Annotated in this window: 27 protein-coding genes; 16 read left to right on the forward strand and 11 right to left on the reverse strand. The window is 68.4% G+C overall.

Annotated elements, in window-relative coordinates:
- The first annotated feature begins 170 nt into the window (after positions 1-170).
- The 4 genes from MX571_RS17745 to MX571_RS17760 all read left to right on the forward strand — a co-directional run bounded on the left by MX571_RS17745 (position 171) and on the right by MX571_RS17760 (position 3,023).
- Positions 171-965: a BtpA/SgcQ family protein gene (locus MX571_RS17745; protein ID WP_247419248.1), complete on the forward strand. Its 795-nt coding sequence runs from the start codon at positions 171-173 to the stop codon at positions 963-965.
- Positions 966-1,047: 82 nt separating this feature from the next.
- A complete protein-coding gene (locus MX571_RS17750) occupies positions 1,048-1,329 on the forward strand; it encodes a hypothetical protein (protein WP_247419249.1) in 282 nt (93 codons plus the stop codon).
- An 81-nt stretch (positions 1,330-1,410) separates the two neighbouring features.
- The gene (locus MX571_RS17755; protein ID WP_247419250.1) at positions 1,411-2,397 is read left to right on the forward strand and encodes a PLP-dependent cysteine synthase family protein; all 987 of its coding nucleotides are present in this window, start codon (positions 1,411-1,413) and stop codon (positions 2,395-2,397) included.
- A gap of 71 nt (positions 2,398-2,468) precedes the next feature.
- Positions 2,469-3,023, forward strand: a complete 555-nt coding sequence (locus MX571_RS17760) for a carboxymuconolactone decarboxylase family protein (RefSeq protein WP_247419252.1) — start codon at positions 2,469-2,471, stop codon at positions 3,021-3,023.
- A gap of 40 nt (positions 3,024-3,063) precedes the next feature.
- On the opposite strand, the gene MX571_RS17765 is transcribed toward MX571_RS17760, so the two are convergent.
- Positions 3,064-4,341: an ABC transporter substrate-binding protein gene (locus MX571_RS17765; RefSeq protein WP_247419254.1), complete on the reverse strand. Its 1,278-nt coding sequence runs from the start codon at positions 4,339-4,341 to the stop codon at positions 3,064-3,066.
- Positions 4,342-4,456: 115 nt separating this feature from the next.
- On the opposite strand from MX571_RS17765, the gene MX571_RS17770 reads away from it, so the two are divergent.
- The 3 genes from MX571_RS17770 to MX571_RS17780 all read left to right on the forward strand — a co-directional run bounded on the left by MX571_RS17770 (position 4,457) and on the right by MX571_RS17780 (position 6,535).
- The gene (locus MX571_RS17770; protein WP_247419256.1) at positions 4,457-5,638 is read left to right on the forward strand and encodes a cystathionine gamma-synthase; all 1,182 of its coding nucleotides are present in this window, start codon (positions 4,457-4,459) and stop codon (positions 5,636-5,638) included.
- 131 nt (positions 5,639-5,769) lie between these two features.
- Positions 5,770-6,258 carry a cupin domain-containing protein gene (locus MX571_RS17775; RefSeq protein ID WP_247419258.1) on the forward strand — a complete coding sequence of 163 codons (489 nt, stop codon included), beginning with the start codon at positions 5,770-5,772 and terminating at the stop codon, positions 6,256-6,258.
- A 124-nt stretch (positions 6,259-6,382) separates the two neighbouring features.
- Complete coding sequence (locus tag MX571_RS17780; protein ID WP_247419260.1) at positions 6,383-6,535, forward strand: rubrerythrin-like domain-containing protein; 153 nt, start codon at positions 6,383-6,385, stop codon at positions 6,533-6,535.
- A 63-nt stretch (positions 6,536-6,598) separates the two neighbouring features.
- Here the strand turns inward: MX571_RS17780 and mvaD are convergent, their stop codons facing one another.
- Positions 6,599-7,567 carry a phosphomevalonate decarboxylase MvaD gene (gene mvaD / locus MX571_RS17785; RefSeq protein WP_247419263.1) on the reverse strand — a complete coding sequence of 323 codons (969 nt, stop codon included), beginning with the start codon at positions 7,565-7,567 and terminating at the stop codon, positions 6,599-6,601.
- A gap of 110 nt (positions 7,568-7,677) precedes the next feature.
- Between mvaD and MX571_RS17790 the strand changes: the two genes are divergently transcribed.
- Positions 7,678-7,989, forward strand: a complete 312-nt coding sequence (locus MX571_RS17790; RefSeq protein ID WP_247419265.1) for a DUF3784 domain-containing protein — start codon at positions 7,678-7,680, stop codon at positions 7,987-7,989.
- Positions 7,990-8,011: 22 nt separating this feature from the next.
- Here MX571_RS17790 and MX571_RS17795 read toward each other — a convergent pair whose 3' ends face one another.
- On the reverse strand, positions 8,012-9,271 hold the full coding sequence (locus tag MX571_RS17795) for a Glu/Leu/Phe/Val family dehydrogenase (RefSeq protein ID WP_247419267.1): 1,260 nt from the start codon (positions 9,269-9,271) through the stop codon (positions 8,012-8,014).
- Positions 9,272-9,376: 105 nt separating this feature from the next.
- On the reverse strand, positions 9,377-10,207 hold the full coding sequence (locus MX571_RS17800) for an HpcH/HpaI aldolase/citrate lyase family protein (RefSeq protein ID WP_247420226.1): 831 nt from the start codon (positions 10,205-10,207) through the stop codon (positions 9,377-9,379).
- A 126-nt stretch (positions 10,208-10,333) separates the two neighbouring features.
- On the opposite strand from MX571_RS17800, the gene MX571_RS17805 reads away from it, so the two are divergent.
- The gene (locus MX571_RS17805) at positions 10,334-11,167 is read left to right on the forward strand and encodes a hypothetical protein (RefSeq protein WP_247419269.1); all 834 of its coding nucleotides are present in this window, start codon (positions 10,334-10,336) and stop codon (positions 11,165-11,167) included.
- A gap of 38 nt (positions 11,168-11,205) precedes the next feature.
- On the opposite strand, the gene MX571_RS17810 is transcribed toward MX571_RS17805, so the two are convergent.
- A complete protein-coding gene (locus tag MX571_RS17810) occupies positions 11,206-11,448 on the reverse strand; it encodes a DUF8593 domain-containing protein (RefSeq protein WP_247419271.1) in 243 nt (80 codons plus the stop codon).
- Positions 11,449-11,592: 144 nt separating this feature from the next.
- Here MX571_RS17810 and MX571_RS17815 point away from each other — a divergent pair, with 144 nt between their 5' ends.
- Positions 11,593-12,072 (forward strand): MaoC family dehydratase, encoded by a 480-nt coding sequence (locus tag MX571_RS17815; RefSeq protein WP_247419273.1) that lies wholly within the window; start codon positions 11,593-11,595, stop codon positions 12,070-12,072.
- Between the two features lie 232 nt (positions 12,073-12,304).
- Here MX571_RS17815 and MX571_RS17820 read toward each other — a convergent pair whose 3' ends face one another.
- Positions 12,305-12,655: a DUF5658 family protein gene (locus tag MX571_RS17820; RefSeq protein WP_247419274.1), complete on the reverse strand. Its 351-nt coding sequence runs from the start codon at positions 12,653-12,655 to the stop codon at positions 12,305-12,307.
- 240 nt (positions 12,656-12,895) lie between these two features.
- On the opposite strand from MX571_RS17820, the gene MX571_RS17825 reads away from it, so the two are divergent.
- Complete coding sequence (locus MX571_RS17825) at positions 12,896-13,315, forward strand: DoxX family membrane protein (RefSeq protein ID WP_247419275.1); 420 nt, start codon at positions 12,896-12,898, stop codon at positions 13,313-13,315.
- A gap of 20 nt (positions 13,316-13,335) precedes the next feature.
- Here MX571_RS17825 and MX571_RS17830 read toward each other — a convergent pair whose 3' ends face one another.
- From MX571_RS17830 to MX571_RS17845, 4 genes are all read right to left on the reverse strand, one after another.
- Positions 13,336-14,523 (reverse strand): MFS transporter, encoded by a 1,188-nt coding sequence (locus tag MX571_RS17830; RefSeq protein ID WP_247419276.1) that lies wholly within the window; start codon positions 14,521-14,523, stop codon positions 13,336-13,338.
- 115 nt (positions 14,524-14,638) lie between these two features.
- Positions 14,639-16,351, reverse strand: a complete 1,713-nt coding sequence (locus MX571_RS17835) for an acyl-CoA carboxylase subunit beta (protein ID WP_247419278.1) — start codon at positions 16,349-16,351, stop codon at positions 14,639-14,641.
- Positions 16,352-16,405: 54 nt separating this feature from the next.
- Entirely contained in the window at positions 16,406-17,290 is an 885-nt protein-coding gene (locus tag MX571_RS17840; RefSeq protein ID WP_247419294.1) for a class 1 fructose-bisphosphatase, read from the reverse strand.
- On the reverse strand, positions 17,287-18,072 hold the full coding sequence (locus MX571_RS17845) for a class I fructose-bisphosphate aldolase (protein WP_247419297.1): 786 nt from the start codon (positions 18,070-18,072) through the stop codon (positions 17,287-17,289). The genes MX571_RS17840 and MX571_RS17845 overlap by 4 nt, the downstream gene beginning before the upstream one ends.
- Before the next feature lie 170 nt (positions 18,073-18,242).
- On the opposite strand from MX571_RS17845, the gene MX571_RS17850 reads away from it, so the two are divergent.
- Positions 18,243-18,884 (forward strand): HAD family hydrolase, encoded by a 642-nt coding sequence (locus MX571_RS17850; protein ID WP_247419307.1) that lies wholly within the window; start codon positions 18,243-18,245, stop codon positions 18,882-18,884.
- Between the two features lie 60 nt (positions 18,885-18,944).
- On the opposite strand, the gene MX571_RS17855 is transcribed toward MX571_RS17850, so the two are convergent.
- Positions 18,945-19,664 carry an SDR family NAD(P)-dependent oxidoreductase gene (locus MX571_RS17855; protein ID WP_247419310.1) on the reverse strand — a complete coding sequence of 240 codons (720 nt, stop codon included), beginning with the start codon at positions 19,662-19,664 and terminating at the stop codon, positions 18,945-18,947.
- 85 nt (positions 19,665-19,749) lie between these two features.
- Between MX571_RS17855 and MX571_RS17860 the strand changes: the two genes are divergently transcribed.
- The 4 genes from MX571_RS17860 to MX571_RS17875 all read left to right on the forward strand — a co-directional run bounded on the left by MX571_RS17860 (position 19,750) and on the right by MX571_RS17875 (position 23,101).
- A complete protein-coding gene (locus MX571_RS17860; protein ID WP_247419313.1) occupies positions 19,750-20,610 on the forward strand; it encodes a 3-hydroxyacyl-CoA dehydrogenase family protein in 861 nt (286 codons plus the stop codon).
- Positions 20,611-20,895: 285 nt separating this feature from the next.
- Positions 20,896-21,357, forward strand: coding sequence for a GNAT family N-acetyltransferase (locus MX571_RS17865; protein WP_247419316.1), 462 nt, complete (start codon positions 20,896-20,898; stop codon positions 21,355-21,357).
- Positions 21,358-21,420: 63 nt separating this feature from the next.
- Positions 21,421-21,888 carry a GNAT family N-acetyltransferase gene (locus tag MX571_RS17870; RefSeq protein ID WP_247419319.1) on the forward strand — a complete coding sequence of 156 codons (468 nt, stop codon included), beginning with the start codon at positions 21,421-21,423 and terminating at the stop codon, positions 21,886-21,888.
- 70 nt (positions 21,889-21,958) lie between these two features.
- The gene (locus tag MX571_RS17875; protein WP_247419321.1) at positions 21,959-23,101 is read left to right on the forward strand and encodes an acyl-CoA dehydrogenase; all 1,143 of its coding nucleotides are present in this window, start codon (positions 21,959-21,961) and stop codon (positions 23,099-23,101) included.

Consider the following 23,101-nt stretch of genomic DNA (forward strand, 5'->3'; position numbering starts at 1 on the left):
GATGGGATATGGTGTCCGACGACTCCACCACGACCGAATCGAACTGTGACTGCTGTGGCGAGGCGAACTGCACCTGCTCCTGTTGCGGCGGGGAGTGAGTAGTCGGTAGACGACCAGTCCGACTCTCACCGACCGACGTACTCTTCTGCCGGCCACGCGCCGACCGGAGTATGAGCGACTCGTTCCTCGACGCGACGGTCGTCGGGATGGTCCACCTGCCACCGCTACCGGGTGCGCCGCGCTACGGCGGCGACCGGGCCGCTATCCGCGACCGTGCGCTGGCGGACACGCGGGCACTGACGGCGGGCGGTGTCGACGCCGTGATGGTGGAGAACTTCGGCGACGCGCCGTTCTACCCCGACGACGTCCCGAAACACGTCGTCGCCGAGATGACCGCGCTCGTCGGGGCGGTCCGCGATGCGACGCCGCTCCCGGTCGGCGTGAACGTCCTGCGGAACGACGCCGCGGCGGCGCTGTCGGTGGCCGCCGCGACGGGCGCGTCCGCCGTCCGGGTCAACGTCCACAGCGGCGCGAGAGTGACCGACCAGGGCATCGTCGAGGGGAAGGCACACGAGACGATGCGCCTGCGCGACAGACTCGACTGCGAGGTCGCTCTGCTCGCCGACGTGGCGGTCAAACACAGCACGCCGCTCGGCGAGGAGAACGTCGTCGCGGCGACCCGCGACGTGGCCGAACGCGGCCTCGCGGACGCCGTCGTCGTCTCCGGGGCGGGAACGGGGCGAGCGATTCACGCCGGACAGCTGTCGAAAGTCGCCGACGCGGCGAGCGAGGTCGGGGTCCCGACGTTCGTCGGGAGCGGCGTCACCCCGGAGACCGCGCCGGGCATCCTCACCGTCGCCGACGGCGCAATCGTCGGGACGGCGCTGAAGGCGGGCGACGAACCGGGCGACCCAGTCGACGAGGCGCGGGTACGGCGTCTGGTGGACGCGGTCGACGACCGATGAACCGGTCGACGAGGACGGTGACCGCCGCCGAACTCGGGGAACCGGGGGTAACGTACATCGTCGTCGGAGTAGAACGAAAGCCATGGCACTCAGCTACGAGCTGGCCAGTGAGATGGTCAGTGACGTCTCTCGGCCGTGGTTCGCCGACCTGCACTCCGACGTCGAGATGCGATGGCGGACCGGCGACGATCGGTTCGTCGTCTCGGTCCGCGACGAGGACAGCTACGTCGTCGGCGTCCGCCGCGAGGCCCGCCCGGAACGGGTCTACGAGACGAGCGCGCGGTTCGAGCGGTGGGCCGCGACGCTGGAGGAGGCGGTGGGCCACGCCGACGAGTTCATCCGTTACCCCGAGGACTACGTCTGAGGTACGCCGAGCACGCGGTCCGACCACCGGACCGGCGAAACCGTCCGGTTTATTACGGCTATCGGTGCAAGTTTTGCCCAGATGACCACCCACCGCGAGCCGCTGTCGTCGGTGCTGGAGACGGTCGGTGAGACCCCGCTGGTCGCCGTCCACGCCGCCCCCGACGAGGTGCCCGTCTACGCCAAACTGGAGTCGTTCAACCCCGGCGCGAGCGTGAAGGACCGCATCGGGACGTACATGCTCGAACGGATGCTCGACGACGGCACCGTCGAACCGGGCGACACCGTCGTCGAACCCACCGCCGGAAACACCGGTATCGGGTTCGCCGTCGCCGCCGGACAGCTCGACGTCGAGGCGGTCTTCGTCGTCCCCGAGCGGTTCAGCGAGGAGAAGCAGCAACTCATGCGCGCACTCGGAGCCGAGGTGGTCAACACGCCGACGGAGGAGGGGATGGAGGGAGCCATCCGGCGCGCCGGTGAACTCGCCGACGAGCGCAACGGCGTCGTCCCCCAGCAGTTCTCGAACCCGCTCAACGTCGAGACGCACTACGAGCGAACCGCCCCCGAGATAGACGAGGCGCTCGACGGCGAGGTCGGAGCCGTCGTGGCCGGCTGTGGCACAGCCGGGACGCTGATGGGCATCGCGCGGTACTTCCGCGAGCGCGACCCCGACACCTACGTCGCGGCCGTCGAACCCGAAGGGAGCGTCTACGAGCGGTTCTTCCAGGACGATCCAGACGGGCCGACCCACGGCGAGTACAAGACCGAAGGCATCGGCACGAGCGACATCGCCACGAACGAACTGTTCGACCCGGCGATGGTCGACGAACTCGTCACCGTCCCCGACGAGCGGGCACAGGAGGAACTCAAGCGACTCGCCCGCGAGGAGGGTCAGCTGGTCGCCTCGTCGGCGGGCGCGGCGAGCGTCGCCGCACGACAGGTCGCCGAGCAGATTCGCGACGGCGAGGTCGACGCCCCCTACGACTCCGTCGTGACCGTGTTCCCAGACTCCTCCGAGCGCTACCTCTCGAAGGGCATCTACGACTCATTCGAGGAGTGGCAGGGCTGAGCGCGCGACTCGTCTCCTCGACTGATTGCTACCGCGCCAGCGCTTATCCCACCGTGCGACGAGGCGGCGGTATGGCGACCACCGACGACGACGCTCGCGTCGCACTGCTCGACCCCACCGACGTCCCCGAGGAGTACCGCTACCTCTACGACGACGACGTGCTCGGCGAGTTGAACCTGTTCCGGGCGATGGGCCACGTCCCGCGAGCGATGCAGGCGTACATGCGGTTCGGGGCGGCGCTCTGGAGCGTCGGCGACCTCTCGACGCGCGAACGGGAACTCGCCATCCTCGCCGTCGCCCGGTCACAGCGGTCGCGCTACGAGTGGCACCAGCACGTCGACATCGGTCGGGAAGCGGGCGTCTCGACCGAGGAGCTCCGTCACCTCGCCCGCGACGACGATTCGGTGTTCTCCGAGCGAGAGCAGGCCATCGTACGGTACGCGGAGGCGGTCGCCGCGGGCACCGTCACCGGACCGCTGTTCGAGGCTGCACGGACCGTCACGGACACCGAGACGGTCGTCGGTCTGACGCTGCTCGCTAGTCACTACCTCCTCACCGCCCGGTTCCTCGACGCTCTCTCGATTCCGACCGAGACGGCGTTCGCGGGGTGGCTCCCCGAGGAGTGACCGGGAGAAGTGCGCTACCAGGCGGTCGCTCCGCTTGTGGCTAGAACTCCCCGTTGATGATGTCCGCGACGCGCTGGTGGTCGAACAGCTGTTCCTCGCTCGATAGCTCGGGATACGGCCCCGTGTCGTACAGCGGCCACTCCCCGAACTGCTCGGGGAAGAGCTGTTTCGCCGTCATCTCGGTCTGGAACAGGTTGAGAATCGGTCCCTGGTAGCGCGCGGCCTGCGCGTACACCCGGTCGTTCTGCACGGCGGAGAGGTCGCCGCCGACGGGGTGGTCCTCGATCGCCTGCCGCGTCGCGCTCATCGGTCGCTCCGGGTGCATCCCGCCCATCACGATGATGGCGTCGGGGTCGGCCGCCACCATGGCCTCCATGTCGACCGCGGCCCCAGAGGCGACGTCGTCGCCGAACGCGTCGACGAGGCCGAACGGCCGCGTGTGCGACGCGAGGAAGCCCGGCACGTTCACCTTGTAGACGTAGATGCTCTCGAGGTCGCTCGTTCCCGCCATCGTCACCGTCGGCCGCTCGCTCTCGGGCGGAAGGTTCCCCTCGATGGTCGCGACCATGTCGTCGCGAATCGACGCCAGCGCCTCGTAGCGCTCCCGCTCCTGGAACACCTCGGCGACCGTCTCGAACTGCTCCCAGAGCGTGTAGTACTCGTACCGGTCCGCCCACGCCTCGGGCGGGTCCTGGTGGCGAGCGCTGAGGCTGTTGCCGAACCACGGTCCCACGTTCTCGGCTATCTCGTCGATGTCGGACTCGTCCCAGTTCTCCAGCGCGTCGACGCTCGCCGGGTCGGCGAGGTGGACGTCGCTGTCGAGTTCGTAGAGGTGCTCCTTGTCGACCTGCCACGAGGAGTAGAGGCCGCTCCAGTCGAGTTCGACCCCCGGAAGACGGGGCGTGAACAGGTTCCAGATGGCGTCGTACCAGTCCGGCGCGTGCATCGCGTTCACGTCGTTCCCGCGACCCAGCGCGAACGCCATCCCCGCGTGGTGGGTCAGTCGCGTGAAGATGCTCGTCGGGACGCGCTCGAACTCGACCTCACCCATCGGTGCCATCGACACGGTGTACGGGCCGTCGGCCGACGACTCGGTCTCGCTCCGCGCGCCGTCCGTCGTCTCGGAACCGTCAGCCCCGCCGGACTCGCTGGTCTGAGACTCACCCGCAGCCGAGGTGGTGTCGTCCGTCCCGTTCCCCTCCGAAGCCGGGCCGCTCTCCGTCGAACAGCCGGCCAGCGCTCCGCTGGCGACGACCGCCCCGCCGGACGCGAGGTACGCACGCCGTGTCAGTCCGCGGTCACCGTCGTTCTCTCTCATCGTGGTTTAGGGCGGCCTAATAGTACAAACCAGTTCCGAATTTTTGGCGCGCCTAAAGTATTTCCTGCCGTCGTCGAACGGCAAGAGACTCCACCCAGGACGCCGGACGACCCGCATGGACGACCACGAGGCTCCCGAGGACCAGGAGTTCGCGTTCGAGACGCAGGCCATCCACGCCGGGCAGGAACCGGACCCGCGGACCGGTGCGGTGATGACGCCCATCTACGCCAGCACGACCTTCGAGCAGGACGCCCCCGGCGAGGACCGTGGCTACGAGTACTCCCGGACGGGCAACCCGACGCGGGCCGCGCTCGAAGCCAACGTCGCCGCGCTGGAGGGCGGCGAGTACGGCCGCGCGTTCTCCTCCGGGATGGGCTCCATCAACACCGTGATGAACCTCCTCGAAGCGGGCGACCACGTCGTCACGGGCGACGACGTCTACGGCGGTACGCACCGCCTGTTCACGCAGGTGTACGACCAGTACGACGTCGAGTTCTCGTTCGTCGACACGACCGACCCGGACGCCGTCAGCGAGGCGATACGCCCCGAGACGGCGCTCGTCTGGACGGAAACGCCGACGAACCCGCTGATGCGCGTCGTCGACATCGAGGCTATCGCCGATATCGCACACGACGGCGACGCGCTCTGTGCGGTCGACAACACGTTCGCCACGCCGTACCTCCAGCGACCGCTCGAACACGGTGCCGACATCGTGAGCCACTCGCTGACGAAGTACCTCGGCGGCCACTCGGACGTGGTCGGCGGCGCGCTCGTCACGAACGACGGGACCATCGACGAGCGCATCGGCTTCTACCAGAACTCCGTCGGGGCGACGCCCGACCCGTTCGCCTGCTTCCTCGTCCTCCGCGGCACGAAGACGCTCCCCGTGCGGATGGACCGCCACTGCGAGAACGCCCGCGACCTCGCCTCGTGGCTCGACGGCCACCCCGACGTCGACGAGGTGTTCTACCCCGGTCTGGAGTCGCACCCACAGCACGACGTCGCGGCCCGGCAGATGGACGACTTCGGCGGGATGCTCTCGTTCGAACTCGACGGCACGCTGGAGGAGGCGTCGGCCCTCGTCAGTTCCACGGAGGTGTTCACGCTCGCGGAGTCCCTCGGCGGCGTCGAGAGCCTCGTCGAACAGCCAGCGCCGATGACCCACGGCGCGATTCCGAAGGAGGAACGCGAGGCAGCAGGGCTCACCGACGGCCTCATCCGGGTCAGCGTCGGCCTGGAGAGCGTCGACGACCTGCGTGACGACCTGGAGCAGGCCATCGACGGCGCGGTGAACTGAAGCCGTCCTCGAGTGCGCTCGACTGTCAGTCGGAACCGAACCACGCCTCCTGCTCACACCGACGGGTAACCGACCCGCTCTCGTTACCGAATGAGGAACCCTTACACTCGTCCCCTGTGATGACGACTCGTATGAAGAAGGTGGCGCTGGACGAGATTCGCAACGAGCCGAACCCGCTGCAGGTCCACGAGGTGCGCAAGCCCGTCTCGAAGGTGCTCGGGACGGAAGACTTCGCGATGAACTACTTCGAACTCGACGAGGGGGAGTCGTTCTCGGGGGGCCTGCACACCCACCACGACCAGGAGGAGGTGTTCTACATCCAGGAGGGGACCGCGACGTTCGAGATCCGCGACGAGGTGGACGACGAGACCACCGAGGTCGAGGTCGGACCCGACGCGGCTATCCGATTCGCCCCCGGCGAGTTCCAGCAGGGGAGCAACGAGGGTGACGGAGAGGTCGTCGGCCTCGCTCTCGGCGCACCCGGTGCGATGCACGACTGGGACGACATCGAGTCCATCGTCTACTGCCCGGAGTGCGGCGAGGAGACGGGCCACGACCTAGCGTTAGAGGACGGGCGGTTCGAGATGACCTGTGGCGAGTGCGGCTACGAACACGCCTGACTCGGTACTCGTTCACCAGCGGGCGTCTGGCGTCTCCCACTGGCCGCCGAGGAACTTCCGACCCTCGAACATTCGTCGCTATACAAGCAACACGTTTAGTCGGCCACACGGCCTCACTCGATGTATGTCGAGAGATAGCGACTCGGAAATGGACGCCCCGCCCTACATCTACGAGTGTGTCGACTGTGGGGAGCGAGAAGAGGCCGACCAGCAACCGGTCGCGTGCTCGGAGTGTGGCGGGGAGATGCGGAACCTCAGCAGGCCGAGCGAGCAGTAGTCCGGTCCGGAGATGCGCTCGACGACGTGGCTGCAACGGAGAGCGTGAGCGCCGCCGGCCGGTTCAGAACAGCGCTTCGCTCTCGTCGAGGACGCGGGCCGGGCCACCGACCTCCCAGACGCGCGTCGGGACCAACTCGGAGAGTTCGGACTCCACGCGGTCGACGTACTCCTCGGTGGTGTTGACGTACACCGACGCGCCGGTGTCAGTCGAGTAGTAGACCGGGACGCCGTCGTCGCGCATGTCGCGCACCGCGTTGAATATCTCGAGCGTCTCGGGCTGCCAGTACACCCACGCGGAGGGGCCGGTCATCGTCGTCGCCGCGAGCGACAGCGAGTCGTGTTCGGCGAGTTCGAACGCGTCGTCGAAGTCCGCCCGGTGGAGCGCGTCGCGCATCTCCGCTATCTGGTCGTGGATGTGCGCGAGTCGGGCCTCGAACATGTGGCTGTCGGCGGCCTCCTCGTGGGCCTGCTCGGTGTGTTTGAACGCCGGGACCTCACACGCGACGATGCGGAGGTCCTCCTCCAGGTCCGTCTCGATGCGCTCGGCGTAGCAGTCCTCGTCGTTCAGGCCGTCGTAGAGGATGGAGACCCCGCCGGTGACCGCTCGGGCGGCCGACGAGGAGCCGCGTCGGGCGACCGTCGACAGTTCCTCGGGGCTCAGGTCGAGGCCAGCGGCCTCACAGAGCGCGACGGCGGCGGCCGCGAACCCCGAGGAGGAGGAGCCGAAGCCGATGTTGGTCGGGAACGACGACTCGCTCTCGAAGCGGACGCGGTCGTCGATGCCCGCCAGGTCGCGGACGTGGTCGACGACGTGGTCGACGCGTTCGCGGCCTCGTCCCGTCACGTTCTCGCCGTCGATGACGACGCGGTCCTCGTCGAACGACGGGTCAAACTCGGCCGTCGTCGTCGTGTTCGAGGGTGCGGTGCAGACGCTGATGGAGTCGTGGTACGGGAGTCGCAGTTCCGGGTCGCGCATCCCGTGGTACTTCACGAGCCCCTGAATCGGGTGGGCACGTGCGGTCGCTTTCATACGCGACGGTCCGGGGGCCGGGTCTTTGCAGTTGCGTTGTCCGGTGGCTCGCCCCGGAGACGCGCCCTCACGACCACAACGGCCATACCGCTCCGCTCGTCAGGGCGACCATGACGCTGGTCCTGCCGGTCGTCCTGCTGTCCTCGGCGGCCGTCACGGCGCTGTTCGGGTGGGTCGTCTACCGGGGCGACCCGACGCTCGTCGCGGGCTACGACCCCGAACGGGTCACAGACGAGGCGGGACTCACGCGGTTCGTCGGTCGCGGGACGCTCCTCGTCGCCGCGCTGACGGCCGCGCTCGGCGTCCTGACGCTGTTCACGACGCCGGACCTGCTCACGGTCGGCGTCTATACGGGCGCGGTGCTCCTCGTCTCGGCGTGGCTGGTGGTCGGGACGAAGCGGTTCGAGAAGCGAGGCCCGTAGGTGGAGAAGCGGTACCCGGAGATTACGGCCAGGTGCCGCTCTGCTGGTAGGCGCGGACGACGCGTTCGATGGCGACGACGTAGGCGGCGGTGCGGAAGTTCGGCGTGCCCTTCTCCTCGTAGGCGTCGGTGAGCGCGTCGAACGCCTCGGTGATGACGCGTTCGAGTTCGTCGTTGACGCGCTTCTCCGTCCAGTAGAACCGCTGGCGGTTCTGGACCCACTCGAAGTACGAGACGGTGACGCCGCCCGCGTTGGCGAGGATGTCGGGCAGCACCTCGACGTCACGCTCGGTGAGGATGTCGTCCGCGTCGGGCGTGATGGGGCCGTTCGCCGCCTCGACGACGACGTCGGCCTGCACGTCCTCGGCCAGGTCGGCGTCGATGGCGTTCTCGAGCGCCGCGGGGATGAGCAGGTCGACGTCGAGTGTCAGCAGCTCCTCGTTGGTGAGTTCCTCGGCGGCCTGCGAGAACCCGGTGACGCTCCCCGTCTCGTCCTTGTAGTCCTTCGCGGCGGCGGCGGCGAACCCGTCCTCGTTGTAGATGGCCCCCGAGGAGTCGCTGGCGGCGACGACGGTGCCGCCGAGTTCGTCCTCGATGAGTCGCGCGGCGATGGAGCCGGCGTTCCCGTAGCCCTGCACCGCGACGGTGGCGTCCTCGATGTCCTTGTCGAGGTAGTCGAACGCCTCGCGGGCGGTGAGCATCACCGACCGACCCGTCGCCTCGACGCGACCCGCGGAGCCGCCGGAGTCGGGGGCCTTCCCGGTGATGACGCCCGGTGCGGTGGTGTTCTCCAGCGTCTCGTACGTGTCCTTGATCCAGTTCATCTCCCGCTGGCCGGTGTTGACGTCCGGTGCGGGGATGTCCTTGTCCTCGCCGATGAGGGGCCGGAGTTCGTCGGCGAACGCCCGGGTGAGGCGCTCTATCTCGCCGTCGGAGTAGTCGCGCGGGTCGACGACGATGCCGCCCTTCCCGCCGCCGTAGGGGATGTCGACGACGGCCGTCTTGTACACCATCCACCCCGAGAGCGCCTTCACCTCGTCGCGGCTGACACCGGGGTGGTAGCGGATGCCGCCCTTGTAGGGACCGCGGTCGCCGTTGAACTGCGAACGGAACGCCTTGAACACCTGTAGTTCACCGTCGTCCATCTCGACGGTGAGGTTGGTTTCGAGGATTCGCTCGGGGTGCTTCAGTCGTTCCAGAAGATCCGTCCGGACGTCGAGGAACTCGGCCGCGTCGTCGACCTGTTCCTGCAGACTCTCGAACGGGTTGGCCTCGCCAGACATAGCTTTCGAGTCGGTCACTCGGCGGTTAAGTATGTCGGAATTAATACCCGTGCTAGGACCTTATATTCGGGTGCAGAACGTTCCTACTGCCAGATAGCGGACGCTTCAGCGCACCCCCGCGCGGTCGAGGACGTTCTCGGCACGCGAGATGAGCGGGGCGTCGACCATCTCACCGTCGACGCGGAACACGCCCTCGCCGTCGTGGTCGTCGCGGGCGTCGAGGACGCGTCGTGCCCACGCGACCTGCTCCTCGCTCGGTGTGAACGCCTCGTTTATCACCGGGACCTGCGCGGGGTGGATGGCTATCTTCCCGTCGTAGCCGAGGTCACGGGCGAAGGTGGTCTCTTCGGCGAGTCGGTCGGTGTCGTCGATGTCGGTGAACACCGTGTCGATGGCGTCGACGCCCGCCGCACTGGCGGCGAGGACGACGTGCTCGCGGGCGTACAGCACCTCGGTTCCCTCCTCGGTTCGGTTCGCGCCGATGTCCGCCGAGAGGTCCTCCGCGCCGAAGGCGACCGCCGTCGTGGCGTCGGCGCTGGCGATGGCCTCCGCGTGGAGCACCCCGGCGGCCGTCTCGCAGAGCGCGAACACTGGTAACGACGCGTCGCGTTCCTCCAGCATCGCCGCGAGCGTCGCCACGTCCTCGGCGGACTCCGCCTTCGGGAGCATCACGGCGTCCAGACGCGCCTCGTCGTCGAGCACTGCCGCCAGGTCCGCGCTCGCCGCGTCCGTCGAGACGCGGACGCACACCTCGCAGTCGGGGTCGAACGAGGGGTCGGTCAGCACGCCGTGGACCGCCTCGCGACCCTCCTCCTTCTTCCCCGGTGCGACGGCGTCTTCGAGGTCGTAGACGACCACGTCGGCGCCCGTGCCGGGGGCTTTCCGCATCAGTTCCGGTCTGTCGCCGGGTGAGAACAGCACGCTCCGTCGAGCCATGTCGAACCCCTCGACGGTCGACGGCTTCAAACCCCTATATGTGTTGCCGCGCTCGCGCGGTCGCGCCACCATCGTAGCCCACGGAGGCAGGTGTGGGTCGCCGTACCACGAGACGAGGACAGTCCCATGTCACAGCGCCGCGACCCGACCGACCGGACATCGCCGCTCGCCCCGTCTCCTGCGCCGTCGACCGAGATAGCGCCGCCCGTACCGACCGGCGACGCAGAGCAGCGGGCGTCCCCGGCCGACGGAGCGGACCAGCGAGACGCCGATTCCCGTCTCGACGAGCCGTTCTGCCGGCGTATCGACCGCGAGGGCGGGACGACCCTCCACCTCGTCGGTGTCGTCCACGACCACCCCGCCAGCGTCGCTCGGGTCCGTCGCGTCGTCGCGGCGACGACGCCCGATGCCCTCGCACTCGAACTCCCCGACGGGTCGCTGCCGCTGTACCGTCAGTTCGCCGAGCGTGACGGCGACTCGCGACGTGGCGGCGAGATGAGCGCGGCCGTCGACGCCGCCCCCGACGCACGCGTGGTCGGTATCGACCCGCTCGACGCCCGGTTCGTCCGGTCGATGGCCGCGACGGTCGTTCGGGAGCGTCACGACCGCAGAACCGCGTGGAGTCTCGCGAAGCGGACGGTCGGCATCGCGCGGCGCATCGCTCACCACCGACTCGCGGCGGCCGGACTCCGCGACCGCTCGACGGTCGACGACCCGACGACGTACGGCTGTGAGGACGCGTCTCCCGACGAGCAGGCAGACCACGAATCGGAGCACGTCTCCCGGTGTTGCCTGTTCCGCGGGGTAACCGAACGGCCGCCCGCCGTCGAGATTACGACCGACGCCCGCGAGCGACGGATGGCGGAGCGACTCGACGCACTCGACGCCGAGACGGTCGTCGCCGTCGTCGGGTGGGGTCACCTCGACGCGCTGGTCAGGCGACTCGGTAGCGCTCGGTGACCGGCGCTCGTTCCACGGACGTCTCCCGAACACGGCACTCAGACGGTGCGACTGATGCGTATCTCGTCGTCGGTGATGGCCTCGACCGACGACTCGTCGATGGCGAACGTGTCGCCGTCGGCGTCCCCCAGGCCGAGTTTCGACCGGACCGTGTCCGTCATCCCCGGGTCGGGGTCGACGTGTGCGGTCCCGCCAGCCACCTCGACGACCCGGCCCACGACGTTGTCCTGGTCGTCGACGACACGCTTGCCCTCGTCCTCGTCGGTGAATCGTGCCGTCATCGAGACGACGCTTTTCGCGGGGGCTGGTTATAGTTACCTCCAGTCGGAGCGAGCGCGTCGTCTCGAACGCTGAGCCGGCACGGGGGTCGGGCCGGTCGTCGCTGGACGCGCGGACTTTTCACGCCACCCACCGACGACTCGCCCATGACCGGGCTGTACTACGAGGAGTTCGAGGTCGGCGAGACCATCGAGCACGAGCGACGGCGCACCGTCAGCGAGAGCGACAACCAGCGCTTCTGCGACATGACGATGAACCAGCAGCCGCTCCACCTCGACGAGCAGTTCGCGGGGGAGACGCAGTTCGGCGAGCGTCTCGTCAACGGGCTCTACACGATGAGCCTCGCCGTCGGCGTCTCCATCCCCGAGACCACCGACGGCACCATCGTCGCCAACCTCTCGTACGACGACGTCTCCCACCCGAATCCCGTGTTCCACGGCGACACCATCCGCGCGCAGTCCACCGTCACCGACAAGCGCGAGACCAGCGACGGCGACCGCGGCGTCGTCACGATGCACGTCGAGGCGTTCGCGGTCAATCGCGAGGACGACGACGGCGACGAACTGCTCGTCTGCGAGTTCGACCGGACCGCGCTGTCGCTCAAGAAGGAGAACGTCGAAGAGTAGCAGCCGAGGGAGCGTTCGAATCGAGCACCAGCGTCCGCGCGAGCGGAGCGAGCGCGGTTCACCGTGAGGCGCGCAAGCGCCGAGCGGCCCTTTTTCGTCCCATTGTGAGACGCTTCGCGTCTCACAGGCTCCCAGGAGCTTCACTCGCTGGGAGAGGGTTTTGCGAGGAGTGGTGCCCGCAGCGAGCGCGAAGCGCTCGCGAGGACACCCGACGAGTAAAACGGTGGGGGTTCTAGAGCGAGGCGATGGTCAGGACGTTGAGACCGGCCGCGAGCGCCCACGGCATCCCGAGTGCGACGGGGACCAGCGCCCCGAAGTCGTCCGGGACGAGGCGTCGACCGACGAGGGCGACGCCGACGCCGACGAGTTTCAGCGCCACCATGCCGACGATGTAGTACTCCGCGATGACCCACCGGGCGACGGGGTTGAGTTCCACCGCTCCCTGTTCGAGGCCGTACGCGGTGAGCAGGATGTCGGCGACGAGTGCGGCGATGGCGAACGCCCAGAGTCCGCGCTCGTGTCGCGCGGCGAACTGGAGCGTCCCTGACTGCGTGGTCGGTGGGGTCTCTGTCTGAAGTGACATGGGTCGAGATGCCCGGACGGGCTTGCACTGACGGACATCACCGACACGCATTGTTATCAGCGCCTTACGAGGAGAACACAGACCGTACTGTTCCGAGGAGTGTCCGCAAGCGAGAGGATAACCGGCAGTTCTGGTGACCGTGCACGAGTGACACGCGAGTGGCGTCGACAGGTCGCTCCAGCACTCGAACGACCGTTATCAGCGGACGAACCTTTCAGTACGGCACCCTTATCGGGAGCGATGGGTACGTTCCACGACCTCGACCGACGAGGACGGCGACTCGCGGGCCGGTCGCCGGACCCGGCGACGCTCGCCCGCCTCGCACTCGGCGCGATGGTGCTCCTCGCCGGGGTCCACAAACTGCTCGACCCCGAGGCGTGGGCCGTCTACGTGGTCGACTGGCTCGCTCCCTGGCTCGTCGTCTCGCCGGTCGTCTTCGTGCTCGTCAACGGGGTGCTGGAAGTCGGGTTCGGACTCGCGCTGCTCGCCGACCGCTACACCGCGTTCGCCAGCCTCGTCGCGGCGGTGTCGCTGACCGCGACGGTGGGGTACCTCCTCGTCGTCTGGGTGCTGTCGGGACGGTTCGGCGACGTGGTGGCGCGAGACGTCGGGCTGGCGGGACTGGCGTGGGCGGTGGTCGTCGAGGCGCTGCGCGAGTGAGTGGACGACGCAGGTAGGGTTCAATCGGCTCTCGCGGTCTCGGCCGACTCCGTCCGAAACGGGTCGCCGAGCGCACCCACCACGGCGACGACGGCGACTGCCCCGAACCCGAACAGCGTGAGTGCGACCAGCGGCGTCGTGCGGTCGGCGAGGCTCCCGCCGAGGAAGCGCGCGGTCATGAACGCGAGCGAGTACACCAGCGACGCGGCGCTCAGCGTCGTCGCCCGGCCGCGCGAGACGATGCGGTCGTTGAGTTCCGAGCTGGCGAGCGTCGAGGTGAGCGCGTCCACGCCGCGCGAGACGGCGAACGCGGGGAGCGCGACGGCCGGGACGACCGCCCCCAGCGCGAACGTCGCGGCGAGAAACAGCGGTCCGACGGCGAACCACCGGGCGACGCCCAGTCGTTCCGTGCGCTCGGCGGCCGCCGAGCCGACTGCGGCGACCAGCATCAGGACGCAGTAGAGCGGCCCCAGCGCGGCGGGGCGGAGTCCAGCGGCCGTGGCGACCGGCTGGACGAACACCTCCGCGGTCTCTGGGACGGCGCGGACGACGGCGACCACCAGCACGAACCGGCGGAGCGACCGCGACCCGGCGATGGTACCGAGGGCGTCGCGGGCTTCCGCGAGCGTGAATCGGTCGCTCTCGGCCGTCACGGCGGGCTCCGGGAGCGTCAGCACGACGAGGCCGGAGAGGAGGCTCGTCACCGCCGCCGCGACGAACGGCAGCGAGTGACCCACCTCGTAGAGGACGCCCCCGGCGAGCGCCGTGACGCCCGCGGTGACGAGATACGCGGAGAAGCCGCGCCCGCGAACGCGCGTGAAGGCGTCCGTGGCGTCGGCCTCCGCGAGCGAGTCGTAGAGCCAGGCGTCGGCGCTCCCGGTCCGGAACGTCGAGCCGACGCCCCAGAGTCCCCAGCTAGCGACGAACGCCGGCAGTGACGACGAGAGCGCGAACCCGGCGTGAGCGGTAGCGACGACCAGACTCCCGAGCAGGAGGCTGTTCCGTCGCCCGACGCGGTCGCCGACGTAGCCCGTCGGAATCTCCGCGAGGAGCGTGCCCGCGAAGAAGGCCCCGCCGGCCAGTCCGACGCCCGCGAGGCTCACGTCCTGTGCGAGGAGGTAGAGCGTGAGCACGGGCATGACGAACCCGCTCGCGGAGAGCGCCCGGTAGGCGTAGAACCGACCCACGAGACGCCGGAGTGAGGACACGAGCCAGTGGGCGTCCGACGGCAGAAAAAGCGTATCTATCGCCCCGTCGGCGGAGGCGAATCGTTCGTCGGGTCGTCGGGTCGTCGAGTCACCGAGTCGCCGAGCGAGCGGACCGCTACAGCACCGTCCCGTGTTTCTTGCTCGGGAGGTCCTTCTCGACGGTCTCGTAGAACGCGAACCGGTTGGCGAGTTCCTCTCGAAGCGACGCGGGCGGGACGATCTCGTCCACCACGACCTCGCTGGCCATCCGGTGGATGTCGATGTCCTCGCGGTACTCCTCGCGGAGTTCGGCCTCGCGCTCGGCGCGCTCCTCGGGGTCGTCGATGGCGTTGAGCTTGTTCGCGTACACCGCGTTGATGGCCGCCTCGGGACCCATGATACCGATCTCGCCAGCGGGCAGGCCGATGACGCTCTCGGGGTCGTAGGCCGGGCCGCTCATCGCGTAGATACCCGCGCCGTACGCCTTCCGGACGACGACGGACTGTTTGGGGACCGTCGCCGAGGAGGTGGCGTAGATCATCTTCTTGCCCTGTTCCAGGATGCCCTCCTTCTCGACGTCCGACCCGGCCATGAAGCCGGGCGTGTCACAGAGGTAGAGCAGCGGGATGGAGAACGCGTCGCACTTCCAGATGAACTCGGCGGCCTTCTCGGCGGCGTCGGGGAAGATAGCGCCCGCGCGCTGTGCGGGCTGGTTGGCGACGATACCGACGGGTCGGCCGTCGATGCGGGCGAACGCGGTGATTATCTCGCCGCCGTAGTTCGGCTGGAGTTCGAGCACCGAGTCCGCGTCGACGACCCGCTCGATGAGGTCGTGCATGTCGTAGCCCTTGTTCGGCTCCTCGGGGACTACCCGGTCGATACCCGCCGGAGCGGCGGCGGGAGCCGTCCCCTCGGTCTGGGGCGGGTCCTGGTCGGCGTTGTCCGGGAGGTAGGTGACGAGCTGGCTGACCAGTTCGCGGGCGTGCTCCTCGTCGCGGGCGACGAGGTCCGCGCTGCCGGAGTGACGGGCGTGAATCTGCGGGCCGCCGAGGTCCTGCATGTCGATGTCCTCGCCCGTGACCATCTTCACCATCCGCGGCGAGGCGATGGCCATCGCGCTCATCCCCTCGACCATGACGGTGAAGTCGGCGAACACTGGCGTGTACGCCGCGCCAGCGATACACGGACCGTAGAGGACGCATATCTGCGGGACGCGTCCGGAGAGCATCGAGTGGTTGTAGTAGTACTTCCCGATGCCCTCGCGGTTGGCGAAGAAGCCGGTCTGCTGGTCGATGCGACCCCCGGAGGAGTCCATCAGGTAGAGCACCGGCTTCCCGGTCTTCAGCGCGCGCTGTTGCATCCGGAGGAACTTCTCGACGCCCTTCGCGGCCATCGACCCCGCCTTGACGGTGAAGTCGTTGGCCATGAAGTGGACGTCTCGGCCCTCGAACTCCGCCGCACCCGTGATCATCCCGTCCGCGGGCAGGCGGTCCTCGGCGTCGAACTCCGCGAACTTGCCGTCCTCGAAGAGGAGTCCGTCGTCCCCGAACCAGAGGTCCATCCGGTCGCGGACGAACAGTTTGCCCTGGTCTGCGAGGCGCTGCTTGTACTTCTCGTGACCGCCCTGCTCGATGGCGGCTATCTCTTCGAGCAGCGCGATCTCGCGCTCGGTCGGCCCGATGTCGTCGTTCGGGACGGCGTCGCCGACGTGCTGGGCGTCGTGGACGACGGCCGGTTCGTCGGCGTCGCCGACGTACACCTCGACCTCCTCGACGGCGTGTCGCGCGAGTGCGGCCGCGATGGCCCGGGCCTCCTCCTCGCTCGCCTCCCTGGCGATGCGCACCTTCATGATTCTGGGTGCGCGGACCGACGTGAAAATCGTTGTCTTGTGGGAAGCGGCCGACTACTCCAGCGCGAGTTCCAGTCGCTCGACGTACTCCTCGTTGCCGACGAAGACGGGCGTCCGCTCGTGGAGTTCGGCGGGCGTCTTCTCCAGCAGTGACCGCTCGCCGTCGCTGGAGCGCCCGCCAGCCGCCTCGATGATGGCCGCGACGGGGAGGCCCTCGAAGAGGAGTCGAAGCTTCCCCTGCTGGTGGTGGCGGAGCATCGGGTAGCCGAAGATACCACCGTAGGTGAGCACTTGGCTCACGTCGCCGATCATCGCGCCGCCGTAGCGGAGTTTCAGTTCGTCCTCGACGAGGCCGACGTAGCCCGCGAAGTCGTCGGTCCACTCGGGGACGCGCCCGCCGAACCCGTAGACGACGGGGTCGTCCGGGAGCGACAGGTCAGTGTCACTGACCCGGCGTTCACCGTCGACGACGGTGTACTCCGACACCTGCCCGTCGCAGGTGGCGACCATCGTCGTCAGCGGGCCGTACAGCACGAACCCGGCGGCGACGAGCGCGTCGCCGCCAGCGGGGAGCGGTTCGTCGTAGACGGCGACGATGGTCCCCATCACGTTGTTCGGCTTGACGTTCGACGACCCGTCGAGCGGGTCGAGCGCGCAGTGGTAGTCGTCGTCGGAGGTGTCGTCCGCTTCGACGAGTCCCTCCCGCTCCTCGCTGGCGTAGCTCCCGACGCCGTCGAGTGCGAGCAGCGCCTCCTCGAACAGTTCGTCGGCGTAGACGTCCGCCTCCAGCTGTTGCTCGCCCGAGGGGTTCTCTCCCTCTTCGTATGTCCGGCGGCCGAGGAGGCTCTCGCGGACCTCGGGGGCGATGCGTGCCACCTCGGTGAACACCGCGTCGACGACCGGGTGACCGGCCGTCGCGTGGTCGTGGTCGGTGCTCATTCGAGGGCCGCGTCGACAGAGGCCTCCTCGAAGATGACCTTCTCCAGCGAGTCGAGCAGCGCCTCCGGGTCCTCGCGCTGCCAGACGTTCCGGCCGACGGCGAGACCCTTCCCGCCAGCGTCCATCACGGCTTTCACCGACTGGAGGAACTCGCGGTCGCTGGTCTTCGACCCGCCGGACATGACGACCTTGGTGGGACCGGCCATCTGCACCGCCTGCTCCATCCCCGCCTTGCTGCCAGGGTACTTCACCTTGGCAATGTCCGCACCGAGTTCGAGGGCGAGACGGGCCGCGTACGCGATGGTCGTGTCGCTCGTATCGTTCTTCAGGCCCTGACCGCGCGGGTACGACCACATGACGACGGGCATGTCGTGGTCGCGGGCGGCCTCCTGGGCGTCGCGGAACTCCTCGACCATCTCGATCTCGTTGTTCGACCCGCCGTAGACGGTGAAGCCGACCGACGACGCGCCGAGTTCGGCGGCGTAGTCGACCGTGCAGTTGACTGCCGAATCGGGTTCGCCCATCCAGAGGTTCGACGTGCCGTTGAGCTTCAACAGGAGGTTCACGTCGTCCTCGTACGACGGGTAGTACGCCTCCGCGATGCCCTTCTGGACGGCGACGGACGTGACGGCGGGGTGGGTCGCCGCCTCGAACGTGCGTTCGGGGTCCGCGCTCTCCGGGAGGTCCCCGAAGTCGACCGGCCCGTGTTCGAGGCCGTGGTCGTACGCGAGGATGAGCGCCTTCCCGTCCCGACAGAGCGGCGAGTCGTCGATGGGTAGCATACGGGTGGGTGTTCACCGACGGCGTATTTTACTGTTGGTGCAACGCGTCGCCGGTCCGACAGCGCCGTGACACGTGATACGTATTGACAGGCTCAGGGTATTTCGGACAGATTCATATGTGGGAAACCCATCCGACCGTCCATGATTTGGAACGACGACGAGGTGCGCGTGTGACCTACGCCGCCGTCGTCCTCGACAACGACGGGGTGCTCACGGAGCTCCCCAACCGCGAGACGATGTGGCGGGCGGCCGAGCGGACGTTCCAGCGCTTCGACCTCTCCGCGCCGTCGGGCGAGCAGGTCCGGGCGCTCGTCGCCGGGAACGTCGAGGCCATCCGCTCGCTCTGTCAGGAGCACCGCATCGACGCCAGCACGTTCTGCTACGAGGCGGCCGCCGCCGCCGTCCGCGAGCAGAAACGCGAACTCCGCGACGGTCTGCGGACGCTGTACGACGACACCAGCACGCTCTGGAACCTCGACGCGCCGCTCGGCCTCGTCAGCGACAACCAGCACGAGACCATTCGGTTCATCCTCCGCTTCTTCGGCATCGAGGAGCGCTTCGACGCCGTCTACGGCAACCCGTACACGCCCGAGGGCCTGCACCGGATGAAACCCGACCCGCACTACCTCGACGAGGCCCTCGACGACCTGGGCACGCGCGACGCACTCTACGTCGGCGACTCCGCGGTCGACGTCGAGGCGGCCGCGAACGCGGGCGTCGACTCGGCGCTCGTCGTCCGCGACGACGACGCGCCCGACTGCGAACCGACCCACCGAATCGAGTCGCTCGGCGAACTGTCGGCGCTGGTCTGAGACGCCCAGCGGTCGGTCGCTCCACTGAGGGAGCCACACTGTCTCTCACGCTCTGACCCACTACCACGGAATCCGTTCCCTGTCACGCCAGAACGACCCGCTCGGACCCTCCGGTGTGAACCTCGCCAACCAGAGCGGCGTCGCTGCTCCCTCGGCAGGTGTTCGCGGCGCGTCGTCGCTCCCCATGTCCGTCCGAACCGCCCCCGGACAGACCGCGTTCGCGACGAGTCCGTCGGACGCGTACTCGCCGTCGAGGTAGCGCGTGAACCCGTTGAGTCCCGCCTTCGACACCCGATAGGACGGGTAGCCGGGGCCGGCGACGCCGTGGTACCCCTCCTGTGGGTCCTCGAACGCGCCGTCGCCGCTCGACACGTTGACCACTCGGCCGCCGACGCCGTCGAGCAGGAGGGGGAGTGCCGCCCTCGTGACGACCATCGGCCCGCGCAGGTTCACCGAGAGCGTCGCGTCGATGTCGGCGGTGGTGGTCTCGTGGAGCGGAACGTTCGGCGGGGCGACGCCGGCGTTGTTGACGAGGACGTCGAGTCGCCCCGCTTCGTCGTCGACTCGGTCGACGGCAGCCTCGACGGTCGCGTCCTCGGTGACGTCGAGTCGTATCGGCCTCTGGTCGACTGCCGTCACGTCGTCCGCGTTCCGGGCACCGGCGTAGACGGTCGCCCCCAGGTCGACGAGTCCAGCGGCCACCGCCGCTCCGATGCCCCTCGTCGCCCCGGTGACGAGTGCGACCTGACCGTCCAGTGATTCGTACAGCGGCGTCTCCATGTCTCGTCGGTCGCGCCGCGCCGATGAAAAAGGCGTACTCGCGACGGAGCGGCACGCTTTACCCACCGCACGGAGAGCGACGAGTATGCGTGGATTCGACTCCATCGACCGTATCGGCGTCGTCGGCGCGGGCACTATGGGCGGCGGCATCGCGCAGGTGTGCGCCCAGCAGGGCTACGACGTGGTCGTTCGAGACATCGAGCAGGAGTTCCTCGACCGCGGGTTCGAGAACATCGAGGACTCGCTGGACCGACTGGTGAACTCGGAGACGCTGACGCGCGAGGAGGCCGACGCCGCACGCGAGCGACTGACGGGGACGACCGAACTGTCGGACCTCGCGGACTGCGACTTCGTCGTCGAGGCGGCCGTCGAGAACATGGACATCAAACAGGACATCTTCGCGGACCTCGACGAGGCGGTGCCCGAGGACGTCGTCCTCGCCACGAACACCTCGACGCTCTCCATCACGACCATCGCCAGCGTCACCGAGCGCCCGGACCTCGTCGTCGGCCTGCACTTCATGAACCCCGTTCCGGTGATGAAGGGCGTCGAAGTCGTCACCGGCGAACACACGAGCGAAGAGGTGACGTCGCTGGCGCACGGCCTCGCGGAGGCCCTCGGTAAGGAGACCTGGGAGTCCGACGACAAGCCCGGCTTCGTCTCGAACCGCATCCTCATGCCGTGGATCAACGAGGGCGTCCGCGCGTTCGACGAGGGCGTCGCGACGAAGGAGGACATCGACCGCGGGATGAAACTCGGCACGAACGTCCCGATGGGACCGCTCGAACTCGCCGACCACATCGGCCTCGACATCTGTCTGGACGCGACCGAGACGCTCCACGAGGAACTGGGCGACCGCTACCAGCCCGCGTACCTGCTCAAGCGGAAGGTCGACGCAGGCGACCTGGGGAAGAAGACCGGTCGCGGCTTCTACGACTACGAGTAGCGACGACGGTCGCCCAAAGACCTCGAAGCCGGTGGCGTAGCCCCGAACGACTTTCTCCGCGGGCGGACGACGACGAGCAGTCACGATGTCCTCACTCGACCGCCGACGGTACGAGCCGCCCGTCGACCGTATCGTCGCAGTCGGCGAGGTCCGGTCGACAGGGAGCGTCGGGAGCCTCACCCGGACGTACCGTTCGACCGGGTGTTCATCGGGCGTCGCTCCGATTCGGGCCGTGTCGGTTAGCTGGCGCAACAGTGTTATGACCTACCCTTCACAACGCAGTCGATGACGTGGAGGGTGAGGGGGTTCAGGCCGACGGACGCCGCAGCGGTGTGGGAGGTGCACGTGCAGGACCTGCAGGACTCCATGCCGTTCTTCTCGCCGTCGTGGGCGACCGACCTGCACGACGTCGAGCGGACCTACCTCCGTCGGGGAACGTTCCTGGTCGCCGAGGACGACGGCGACGTCGTCGCGACGGGCGGGTTCATCCCCGAGACCGACGACACGGCCTGGCTGCGACGCGTTCGGGTGCTCCCCGCCTGGAAGGGGAGCGATGTCGGCCGGGAACTGCTCGCGGAACTCGAACGGCGGGCGCGCCTCCACGGCTACGAGCGGGTGGTCGTCCACACGAGCGAGCACTTCGACACCGTGAACCGACTCGTCGACGCGCTGGGGTACGAGCAGGTCGACAGGAGCCATCGGCCGGAGTGGGGCGGTGACGTCCTCTACTTCGAGAAGTCGCTCTGAGCCGTCGCCCGCGTCTCCAGGGCAGCGCAAACGTGTTACAGGTCGGGACTCGTATCCGAACTCGTGTCTCACCCGACCGTCAGGCGCTACCGACCGACGGACGCGGCCGAGGTGTGGGACGTCCACGTTCGGGACCTCTCGGGGGTGTTGCCGGTGTTCTCGACCGACTGGGTGGAGGACCTCCACGACGTCGAACGGGTGTACCTGCCGACGGGCGACTTCCTCGTCGTCGAAGCGGACGACGGCATCGTCGCGACGGGCGGGCTCCTCCCCGAGACCGACGACACCGTGCGACTGGTGCGCGTCCGCGTCCTGCCGGAGTGGCGGGAGACCGAGGTCGTCGCCGACCTCCTCGCGGAACTCGAAAGTCTGGCCCGTGGCCGTGGCTTCGACAGCGTCGTCCTCGACACGAACGAGCGTCTCGCGGAGCGCAACCGAGCGGTCGAGTCGAGCGGGTACGAACTGACCGACAGGAGACCGCTCCCCGAGTGGGGCGTCGACCTCCTCGTCTACCGGAAGTCGCTCGACTGAGCGCCCGCTACAACCACCCGCCAGCGGCAGTGATGCCAACAATGAAGTCCGGATGGGCCGGACGCGAGGTATGGACTTCAGCTTCTCGCCCGAGCAGAAGCAGATCGAGGAGATGGTCACGGAGTTCGTCGACGAGGAGATCGTCCCTCGCGCGGCGGACATCGACCACGACGACGAGTTCCCCCACGACCTCGTCGGCGAGATGGGCGACCTGGGCCTGATGGGGATGCCGTTCCCCGAGGAGTACGGCGGCGCGGGTCTCGACTACCACTCCTACGCGCTCGGTCTCGCCGAGATATCCCGCGGGTCGGGCGGCGTCGGCACCATCGTCGCCGCTCACACCTCGCTGGCGGGCAACATGCTCTACGAGTTCGGCGACGAGGAGCAGAAACAGGAGTACCTCACACCGCTGGCGGAAGGAACGGACATCGGCGCGTTCGCGCTCTCGGAGGCACAGGCCGGGAGCGACGTGCCCGCGATGGGCACCACGGCGGAACGAGAGGGCGACGAGTACGTCGTCAACGGCGGCAAACTGTGGATATCGAACGGCTCGGCCGCCGACACGGTGACGCTGTTCGCGAAGACCGACCCAGAGGCCGGGAACAAGGGCATCTCCTCGTTCGTCGTGCGACCCGAGGAGGACGACGGCTTCATCGTCGAGGGGACGGAGGACAAACTCGGCGACAAGGGCTGTCCGACCGCGGAACTCCGGTTCGACGACCTGCGCATCCCCGCCGACCGGCGACTCGGCGAGGAGGGGCGCGGGTTCGTCCACGCGCTGAAGACGCTCAACGGCGGGCGTATCACCATCGCCGCCCGCGGCGTCGGCATCGCGCAGGCCGCCCTCGACGAGGCGCTGGCGTACTCCCAGCAGCGCGAGCAGTTCGACCAGCCCATCAGCGAGTTCCAGAGCATCCAGCACAAACTCGCGGACATGGACACGAAGACCAGCGCGGCCCGCCTCCTGATGCACCAGGCCGCGGACAAGAAGATACGCGGCGAGGACTTCGTGAAGGAGGCCGCGCAGGCGAAACTGTACGCCTCGGAAGTGTCCCGCGAGGTGGCGAACGAGGGGATCCAGATCCACGGCGGGTACGGCTACACCAAGGACTTCCCCGCCGAGCGGTTCTACCGCGACGCGAAACTCAACGAGATATACGAGGGGACCAGCGAGGTCCTCCGCAACACCATCGCCGCGCAGTTGCTGAACTGA

It is taken from the genome of Halomarina salina, assembly GCF_023074835.1.
Lineage (GTDB): Archaea > Halobacteriota > Halobacteria > Halobacteriales > Haloarculaceae > Halomarina > Halomarina salina.